The organism is Mesorhizobium sp. M1E.F.Ca.ET.041.01.1.1 (assembly GCF_003997355.1).
GTDB lineage: Bacteria > Pseudomonadota > Alphaproteobacteria > Rhizobiales > Rhizobiaceae > Mesorhizobium.
Genome location: NZ_RZSL01000242.1, coordinates 1 through 8,699, shown reverse-complemented (window position 1 = coordinate 8,699; position 8,699 = coordinate 1). Strand labels below are relative to the sequence as shown.

The 8,699-nt window shown below is 64.8% G+C and carries 9 protein-coding genes and 1 pseudogene; 3 read left to right on the top strand and 7 right to left on the bottom strand.

The window, feature by feature from the left end; all coding sequences use genetic code 11:
* The 7 genes and pseudogenes from EOA38_RS40450 to EOA38_RS19705 all read right to left on the bottom strand — a co-directional run.
* Positions 1-172, bottom strand: a pseudogene (locus EOA38_RS40450) (ABC transporter permease); the annotation flags it as partial.
* Between the two features lie 28 nt (positions 173-200).
* Positions 201-1,265, bottom strand: coding sequence for an ABC transporter substrate-binding protein (locus EOA38_RS19730; protein WP_126092967.1), 1,065 nt, complete (start codon positions 1,263-1,265; stop codon positions 201-203).
* Positions 1,266-1,305: 40 nt separating this feature from the next.
* Positions 1,306-2,280 carry a PfkB family carbohydrate kinase gene (locus EOA38_RS19725; RefSeq protein WP_126092966.1) on the bottom strand — a complete coding sequence of 325 codons (975 nt, stop codon included), beginning with the start codon at positions 2,278-2,280 and terminating at the stop codon, positions 1,306-1,308.
* Positions 2,277-3,311, bottom strand: coding sequence for an ADP-ribosylglycohydrolase family protein (locus EOA38_RS19720; RefSeq protein ID WP_127300004.1), 1,035 nt, complete (start codon positions 3,309-3,311; stop codon positions 2,277-2,279). Before EOA38_RS19720 ends, EOA38_RS19725 begins: the two co-directional genes overlap by 4 nt.
* A gap of 2 nt (positions 3,312-3,313) precedes the next feature.
* Complete coding sequence (locus tag EOA38_RS19715; protein WP_126092964.1) at positions 3,314-4,039, bottom strand: GntR family transcriptional regulator; 726 nt, start codon at positions 4,037-4,039, stop codon at positions 3,314-3,316.
* 120 nt (positions 4,040-4,159) lie between these two features.
* A complete protein-coding gene (locus EOA38_RS19710; protein ID WP_189349972.1) occupies positions 4,160-5,386 on the bottom strand; it encodes an MFS transporter in 1,227 nt (408 codons plus the stop codon).
* Between the two features lie 94 nt (positions 5,387-5,480).
* Complete coding sequence (locus EOA38_RS19705) at positions 5,481-6,251, bottom strand: IclR family transcriptional regulator C-terminal domain-containing protein (protein ID WP_126092963.1); 771 nt, start codon at positions 6,249-6,251, stop codon at positions 5,481-5,483.
* 108 nt (positions 6,252-6,359) lie between these two features.
* Between EOA38_RS19705 and EOA38_RS19700 the strand changes: the two genes are divergently transcribed.
* From EOA38_RS19700 to EOA38_RS19690, 3 genes are all read left to right on the top strand, one after another.
* A complete protein-coding gene (locus tag EOA38_RS19700; protein ID WP_126092962.1) occupies positions 6,360-7,217 on the top strand; it encodes a CoA transferase subunit A in 858 nt (285 codons plus the stop codon).
* Entirely contained in the window at positions 7,214-8,017 is an 804-nt protein-coding gene (locus EOA38_RS19695) for a CoA-transferase subunit beta (RefSeq protein WP_126092961.1), read from the top strand. The genes EOA38_RS19700 and EOA38_RS19695 overlap by 4 nt, the downstream gene beginning before the upstream one ends.
* A partial coding sequence (locus EOA38_RS19690) for a beta-ketoacyl synthase N-terminal-like domain-containing protein (RefSeq protein WP_281060110.1) occupies positions 8,018-8,699 on the top strand: 682 nt, incomplete at its 3' end.

Here is an 8,699-nt window from a genome sequence, read left to right as displayed (position 1 = left end):
GCGTGAACGCCCATTCCTTCCCGGCCAGCGGCAGGTCGGTCATGAAGGAGAAGAACATCATGGCCGACAGCGGCAGGAAGAGCGCCACCGTCAGCCAGAGATAGGCAGGAAGAAGAAGCGGCAGGGCGGGCTTCAGTCCGCGGCGCGAACCGGTCGCGAGCTGGTCAGCCATGATGCCTCTCCTCCCCGAAAGACGCCAACTACTTCACGTTGACCTTAAGCTCCTGCCAGAGCCCCAGATATTTCTCGCGCTGTTCGTCGGTGATCGGCGCCTGGAACTGGATGCGCTTGGCGACCTCGGGGCTTCCCATGACCTTGCGGTTGAAGGCATCCTCGGGCAGAGCCTCGACGGCCTTGGTGTTGGCCGAAACCGGCGCGCCGACCTCGGTGACCCATTCGACATAGAATTTCGGATCGATCATGTAGTTGATGAAGGCCTCGGCGCCGGCAACGTTCTTGGAACCGGCGGGAATTGAGAAGGCGTCGAGCCAGGCGACGGCGCCTTCCTGCGGGATGACCAGCGAGACCGGCAGCTTGAAATGCGTCTTGGCGCGGTCGGCCGAGCCGCTCCAATAGGTGCCGATGTCGATTTGGTTGGAGGCGACCATCTGATTCCAATCGTTCTCCGAGCTCCAGAAGGTCTTGATCTGCGGCATCAGCGAGGTGAGCTTCGTCTTGACCGCTTCCATATCCTTGATGTCGTTGATGTTCTGGCCGCTGGCGATAGCCCCGAACTGCACGGCTTCGACGGCGTCGTCGCGAATGATGACGCGGCCCTTATGCGCTGGATCCCACATCTCGGCGATGCTCGTCGGCGGCTTGTCGAAGGACTTTTCGTTGATGGCCAAAGCGGTCAGGCCCCAGACCCACGGCACGCCATAGGCCTTGCCGTCATGGTTGAGCATCGGCGAGCCGGCCTTGTCCTTGGCGATGTCGGCATAGTTGGAGAGCTTCGACGTGTCGATCGGCTGGATCAGCTTGCCGGCCATCGCCTGATCGTTGAAGGCGGCGTTGATCATGACGACGTCATAGAGGCCCGGATTGGTCCTGAGCTTCGTCAGCATCTCCTGCTCGGAATTGAAGAAGTCGTTGACCACCTTGAAGCCGGTCGCCTTCTCGAAATTGGCGACAGCCCACGGCTCGTCGGCGCCGTAGCCCTTCCAGTTGAGCACATGCACTTCTTCGGCAGCCTGGGCGGAGAGCGTGAGTGCTGAAACGAAGACGGCGGTCGCCGCCAGAAAAGCGGTCAGTCTGGGCATGCGCATGTTTGTTTTCCTCTCATTGTTGGCCCGGTTGATGGGCTTGTTAAGTTGCAGTCGCTTCCTCCCAGTCATGCGCGATCGTTGCTTGATCGCGATGGCTCAGGAATCCCTGGATCTCTGTGTCCGTCGGCGCCGAAGACCCGCCATGGCGGGTGACGGAAAGGGCCGCTGCCGCATTGGCGTAGCGGGCCGCTTCGCAAGGCGACAGGCCACGCGACAATGCGCTGACGAAGGCGCCGATATGCGTATCGCCGGCGCCATTGGTATCCACGGCGTGGACCGCGAAGCCGGGGATCGCCCGCGTGCCACCGTCGGCCATCCGCACCAGGCAGCCATGCGCACCGGCCCGAATGACGACGCCCTCGGCCTTCGGGCAGTGCTCGGAGAGCAACCGGACGGCGACGGTCTGTGCATCACCGGCGCCGGCGATTTCGGCGGCCTCATCGGTGTTGCAGCTCAGCCATGTCGTGCGCGCGAGCACCCTGTCCAGGATCGGCCGCGGAATCTCCGCGATCACCGGTGTCGGATCGAAGACGAATGGAATTTCCGCCGGCAGCGCCTCGATCCAGTCGGCGAGGGCTTCGCGGCTGCCGGGATAGCTCAGCGTGTAGCCGGAGGTGAAAACCCAATCGCCCGGAATGACTTGGACGGGCGTCATCATGTCCGGTGTGAGCACGCTCTCTGCGCCTGGCCAAGAGACGAAGGTTCGCTCGGCGTCGCCGCTGATCATGGCGACGCAATTGCCGCTGTCCATGAGCGGCGATGGCGGCGTCAGCGTCTCGATGCCTTCGGCGGCGAAAGCGGCGCGCAGGAAATCGCCATCAGGTCCCGTTCCCAACTGGCCGCCGAATACAACCTTCATGCCGGTGCGGCTCGCCGCCACCATCATGTTGAAGCCGCCGCCGGGGACACGCGCGTAGCTCGACGCGGTCTTTTCGGTGCCGGGCGCCGGCAAGGTATCGATGCGGTAGACATAGTCCACCACGGCGCTGCCGATATGGACGAGACGCCGGCTCATGCCGCAGCCTCCTTGCCGGAACTGCGCGCGACCCTCGCCGAAACAAGATCGTTGGCCAGAGCGCGGACCTCCGCGAGGTCGATGCCTTTCAGCCTTGCGACGCGATCCTGCGGCAGGCGAGACAGGCCGGCACAGGCGCCGGCCATGCCGGCGGCAATGGCGCCGATCGTGTCGGTGTCGCCGCCGAGATTGGCGCTGATGACGGCGGACCGCCAAGCATCGCCTTCAGCAACCTCCAGTACGGCGAATGCCGCCGGCACCGATTCCTGGCTGGCGACGCCCGTGCCGATCAGGTCGACAATCAGCTTGATTGCATCCCGCTCCACCTTGCCGCGCACGAGGTCCTGCGCCCAGGCAATGCGGGCCGCAATATCGCCGCCGGTGACCCAATGGCCGAGCGTCGCTCCCAACCCTGCCGCCGCGACGGCGCGCTCGGAAGCCGCGCGCCAGTCGCCGCCGGCGACGCCACTGCTCACAGCCGCCGCAACGGCAGCGGCGGAGGCAATGGCGATCGAGGTGTTGTGCGTCGCCCGGCAGGTTTCCGCCACCTTGGCGACCAGCGCGTCGAGCGGCTCTAGCGGCATCATGATGCCGACCGGCGCGATACGCATCGCCGCACCGTTGGTGTCGCCGCTGCGTCCGGCCTCTTCCGCCGGCACGCCCTCGTTGATCGCGTCGATGGCGCGTTTGGTCGAAGGTCCAAGCAGGTCGTAGCTGCCGCGCGCCTTCACGTCGCGCTCCCAGTCGAGCAGCGCGTTGACCCAGCGCGCGTGGTCGAAGCGATCGCCGGAGCTGACCAGGATGCGGCCGAGCAGCAGTGCCTGTTCGGTGTCGTCGGAAATGGCGCCGGCCGGCAGCCCCTTTGACACCGGATGGTCGGCGACGGGCGCGACGAAATCCTCGACATGGCCGTAGAACTCGGCGATGCGGGCCGGGGACAGAAGCTGCGTCGGCATGCCCAGCGCATCGCCAAGCGCTCCTCCGATCAGCGCACCCATTGCCCGGTCCTTCATCCCGGCTGCGTCCACCATGCTCAGAACTCCAGATGCAATGCGAAATGCGCCGGGTTGAGCAGGCTGGTGACGAATTCGATGGCGCGCCCGTCGGCGGCACGCGTCAGGCGGCGCGTACGCAGGAAGGGCGTGCCTGGAGCGCAATCGAGAATGGCTGCGTCGGCGGCGCTCAGCATCTCGATGTCGACCCATTCCTCGCCATGATCGGGCACCAGCCCTGCCCCACGCAGCGTCTGGTGCAGCGAGCCTTCTCGAAGGCCGCGCAGCGGCACGTCTTCCAGTTCCGGCGACAAGGGCAAGCGGCTGCGCTCGATCGAAATGGCGTGGCCGTCATCGGCATTGCTGCGCACACGGTCGACGGCGATGAAGGACGGGTTCCTAACACCGAGTCTTGCCGCGAGCTCGGCGTCCTCGATGATCTCGAGCCTCAACGTCCGGGTCTCGGCATTGGCGCCTGCATTGGCAAGCGCGCGCGACCAGCCGATCGCGTCATCGACGGGCATGCCGTCGAAGGTGACGAAGGAACCGATACCGACCTTGGTGGTGATGAGCCCGCGACTGGAAAGCTCCTCCAGCCCTTTGCGGACGGTATTGCGGCTGACGGAGAAGCGCTGGACCAGCTCGTTCTCGCTCTGCAGGCGGTCGCCGAAGCCGAGCACGCCGGAGCGGATCTCATGCTCCAGAACCGTCGCGATCTGCTCGGGCTTGCCCGTGCCGGGGGTGAGTTGCATCGCGCGACGGGCCATATCGATACCTGTTCAATGAACCTGTATAATCCTGTTCAATATTGGGTTTGAAGGGCGACGTCAATCACGAAAAATCCGCAGGGCAACGACAGTCTTCGATTCTGGAACGCAGCAGACGCCTCAGCGTTCTTCCGGCGGCTTCAGCCCCCGGAACTGCACCAGCAACAGCAAATCGTAGGCGATCTTCAGCGCCCCGCAGATCAGCAGCGGCCACGCCCGGAACGATGCAGCGAAGAGAGCGCCGGCCAAGGCAGGGCTGGCCGAGGCGGCCAGGCTGCGCGGCACCGACGTGAAGCTCGCGGCAGCTGCCCGCTCCCCCTCTGTGACAACGGCCATGACGTAGGACGAGCGGGTTGGCACATCCATCTGCGACAGAGCGGCCCGGATCGACAAAAAGACAAGCGCCAAGGGGAGCGTTGGCGCCAGCGCCGCGAACATCAGAGCGATGCTGGACGGAATGTGCGTGAACACCATCGTGTTGATCAGGCCGATGCGCCGCGACAGCCGGGCGGCCACAGGAAACGAGAGCGCCGACAGCACGCCCGACCAGAAGAAGAAAACACCTGCCTGCGAAAGCGACAGGTTGAATTGCTCGAAGAGCCAAAGTGCGAGCAACGATTGGACGACGAAGCCTCCCGCGAAGGCATCGAGGCTGAACAGGGCCGCAAGCTTGAAGACAACGTAGCGCGAGGGGCCGAGCGCGGCGGCTGTGCCGGCAGCCAACGCCGGGCGGCGCGGGATGCACGCATAGAACGAACCGCCGAGCAGACCGAGAAGCGCGTAAAGGACGAACATGGCCTTGATGCCGGCAAGTCGGTCGAGGCCAACCGGCGCCAGAAGGTCAGGCATCCCTGCAGCGAGTCCGCCTGCGGCGCCTGCGAACGCGCCCACGAGACTGTAGCGTGCGAACATCCTGGTACGCTCACGCTCCGTGACCTCGCGCGTCAGCACGGCGTGCTCCAGCGGCACGAAGACACTGACACTGCCGGCCGAGGGATTGATCGTGCCGGCGAGCGCAACGACCAGAAGCAACGCGTAGTCATGGACAACGGCAAAGGCCACGCCAGTGGCAATCATCAAACCAGCGCCAGCCAGCAGGAGTTGACGATGATCGTGTCTGGCGCCGAGGAACCCGACACCTATGGTCAGCAGCGCGGAACCAAGCAGCGATGCCGTGGCGATGACACCGACCTGCAGGGGAGTGAATCCGAGGGCGAGCAGGTAGACGGGCAACAGCACGGCCACGAAGCCGTCGCCGAAATCCCGCAGGGCGCGGGCGGCAAAGAGAAAAATCGCCGGATGTATCCGTTCCACCGGTCCAGTCTCTCGACGGTTTGCTTCCAGCATCAGCGTCGTGGCTTTGCAGCCAGGCACCTACCCGGAGCCGAAGATATCATGCTGGAGGAGACTTAAACGTGCCAGCCAGCGGTATTGGCCGCCTTCAAACGAAGAAAAACTCCTCCACACGCTGCTTGGCTTTCCGCAGCACCGGAAGGATCTCGCGCTCCATCGCCTCGACCGAGAAACGCGCCGACTGGGTCGAGACGTTGATGGCGGCGACGGTACGGCCGGCGCGGTCGTTGACCGGCACGGCGATCGAGCGCAGGCCGAGCTCCAATTCCTCGTCGACGACGGCGAAGCCATCCACCCTCGCCTTGTCGATGGCCTTGCCCAGCGCGGCACGGCTGGTGATCGTCTTCGGCGTCCGTCGCTCGATCGTCGCTTCGCCGAGAAAAGCCTTCAACTCGTCCGCTGCCAGGCCGGAGAGCAGCGCGCGACCCATCGAGGTGCAGTAGGCAGGCAGCCTCGTGCCGATGTCGAGCGCGACGCTCAATATCCGGCGGCCGGGGATGCGCGCGACATAGACGACGTCCTCGCCCGACAGCACTGCCGCATTGCAGGCCTCGTCGAACTGCCCGGCCACCTCACGCATGATGGGCGTGGCAAAGGTCCATAGTGAAGCGCCGCCGAGCCATGTTCGGGCAACGGTCAACAGGCGCGGCGACAGCGAGAACAGCCGGCCCGATTGCGTCGCATAGCCAGTGGCTACCAACGTCAGCAGGAAACGGCGTGCGCCGGCGCGCGTCAGGCTCGCCTCCTCGGCCATCTCCGTCAGCGTCATGCCAAGCGGATGGCGAGCGAGGATCTCCATCACCGCCAAGCCGCGTTCCAGCGAGCCGACATGATCGCGTGATACTGGCTCGTCTTCCATGGGCGTTCCCAGGCTGGCGTTGACTCTGCACAAAGCGCCGAGTTAGAAATATCTCATATAGAACTTATGTTCGCAATGCGAACTTTTTCAATCTCCGGAGCCGCCACGATGGTCAAGTTCCTGCCGCTGAAAGAGGCCGTTGCGGAGAATTTGCATGATGGCGACGCGGTCGCTTTCGAAGGCTTCACCCATCTGATCCCGACCGCCGCCGCGCATGAAGCGATCCGCCAGGGCTTTCGCGACCTGACCCTGATCCGCATGACGCCCGACCTGATCTACGACCAGATGATCGGCATGGGCATCGCCAAGAAGATCGTCTTCTCCTATCTCGGCAATCCGGGCGTCGGCCTGCTCAGGCGCGCCCGCGACGCCATCGAGAACGGCTTTCCGCGCGCGATCGAGGTCGAGGAGCACAGCCATGCCGGCATGGCCAACGCTTACGAGGCGGGTGCCGCCGGCCTGCCCTGCGCGGTGTTTCGCGGCTATCGCGGCGCGGGTCTTGCCGCGGTCAATCCGAACATCAAATCCATCACCTGCCCGTTCACCGGCGAGGTGCTTGCCGCCGTTCCGGCGATCCGGCCCGACGTCACCTTCATCCACGCGCAGAAGGCGGACCGCAAGGGCAACGTGCTGGTCGAGGGCATCATCGGCATCCAGAAGGAGGCGGTGCTGGCGGCAAAGCGCGCAGTGGTGACGGTCGAGGAAGTGGTCGACAATTTCGACGACCTGCACCCCAACCTCACCGTGCTGCCGAGTTGGACGATCGCGGCGATCTCGGTCGTGCCTGGCGGCTCGCATCCCTCCTACACGCATGGCTATTACGAACGCGACAACGCCGCCTATCTCGAATGGGACGAAATCGCCGCCGACCGCGACCGCTTCCAGGCCTGGATCAAGAAGAACGTCATCGAGAGCACGGCGGACGACTTCGCCGCCCGCGTCGAGCATCTGAGGAAAGCCGCATGAGCGACGCCGACAATCCGGGCTTCACCCCGAACGAGATGATGACGATTGCCGCAAGCCGCGCGCTGAGAAACGACGATGTCTGCTTCGTCGGCATCGGCGCGCCATCGGCGGCCTGCAACGTCGCGCGGCTGACGCATGCGCCGGACATCACGCTGATCTATGAAAGCGGCACCATCGGCACAGCGCCCGACGTTCTGCCGCTGTCGATCGGCGACGGCGAATTGTGCGAGACGGCGGTCACCACGGTCGCGGTGCCGGAGATGTTCCGCTACTGGCTGCAGGGTGGCCGCATCTCGATCGGCTTCCTGGGTGCGGCCCAGCTCGACAAGTTCGGCAACATCAACACCACCGTCATCGGCGACTACGCGCATCCCAAGACCCGCCTGCCCGGCGGCGGCGGCGCGCCGGAGATCGCGACCTCGTCAAGAGAGGTTTACATCACCATGGCGCAGTCGAAGCGCAGCATGGTCGAGACGATCGACTTCTTCACCTCCTTCGGCCATGGCGACGGCGGCGATCATCGCCAGCGCCTCGGCATCGACACGGCCGGCCCGACGCTTCTGATCACCGACCTCGCTGTCTGGAAGCCGGACCCTGTTACCAAGGAATTCACCGTCGTGTCGCTGCATCCCGGCGTCACCCGCGAAGAGGTGCAGGCGACTTGTGGCTGGACGGTCAAGTTTGCCGAGGCCCTTGACGAGACGCCGGAGCCGACGGAACTCGAGCTGAAGACATTGCGCGACCTCCAGGCCCGCACCAAGGCGGCGCATCAAGGGACCGCCAAAGGGAAAGCTGCATAGATGACCGACGCCTTCATCTGCGACTACATCCGCACGCCGATCGGCCGCTTCGGCGGCGCACTGTCGTCGGTGCGCGCCGACGATCTCGCCGCCATCCCGCTCAAGGCCTTGATCGAGCGCAACGCCGGCGTCGACTGGGCGGCAATCGACGACGTCGTCTATGGCTGCGCCAACCAGGCCGGCGAGGACAACCGCAACGTCGCGCGCATGGCGCTGCTGCTTTCCGGCCTCCCGCAGGACGTTCCGGCTTCGACCGTCAACCGGCTGTGCGGCTCCGGCATGGATGCCGTCACCATCGCCGCGCGCGCCATCAAATCAGGCGAGGCCGAGCTGATGATCGCCGGTGGTGTGGAATCGATGAGCCGCGCACCCTTCGTCATGCCGAAGGCCGACACGGCCTTTTCGCGCAATGCCGAGATTTACGACACCACCATCGGCTGGCGCTTCGTCAATCCGCTGATGAAGAAGCAATACGGCGTCGATTCCATGCCGGAGACCGGCGAGAACGTCGCAGAAGATTTTTCCGTCAGCAGAGCCGACCAGGACGCTTTTGCCGTGCGCAGCCAGGACAAGGCGGTCGCGGCGCAGGCCAATGGCCGGCTGGGTAGGGAGATCACGCCGGTCACCATCCCGCAGAAGAAAGGCGAGCCGGTTCTAGTATCGAAGGATGAGCATCCCCGCG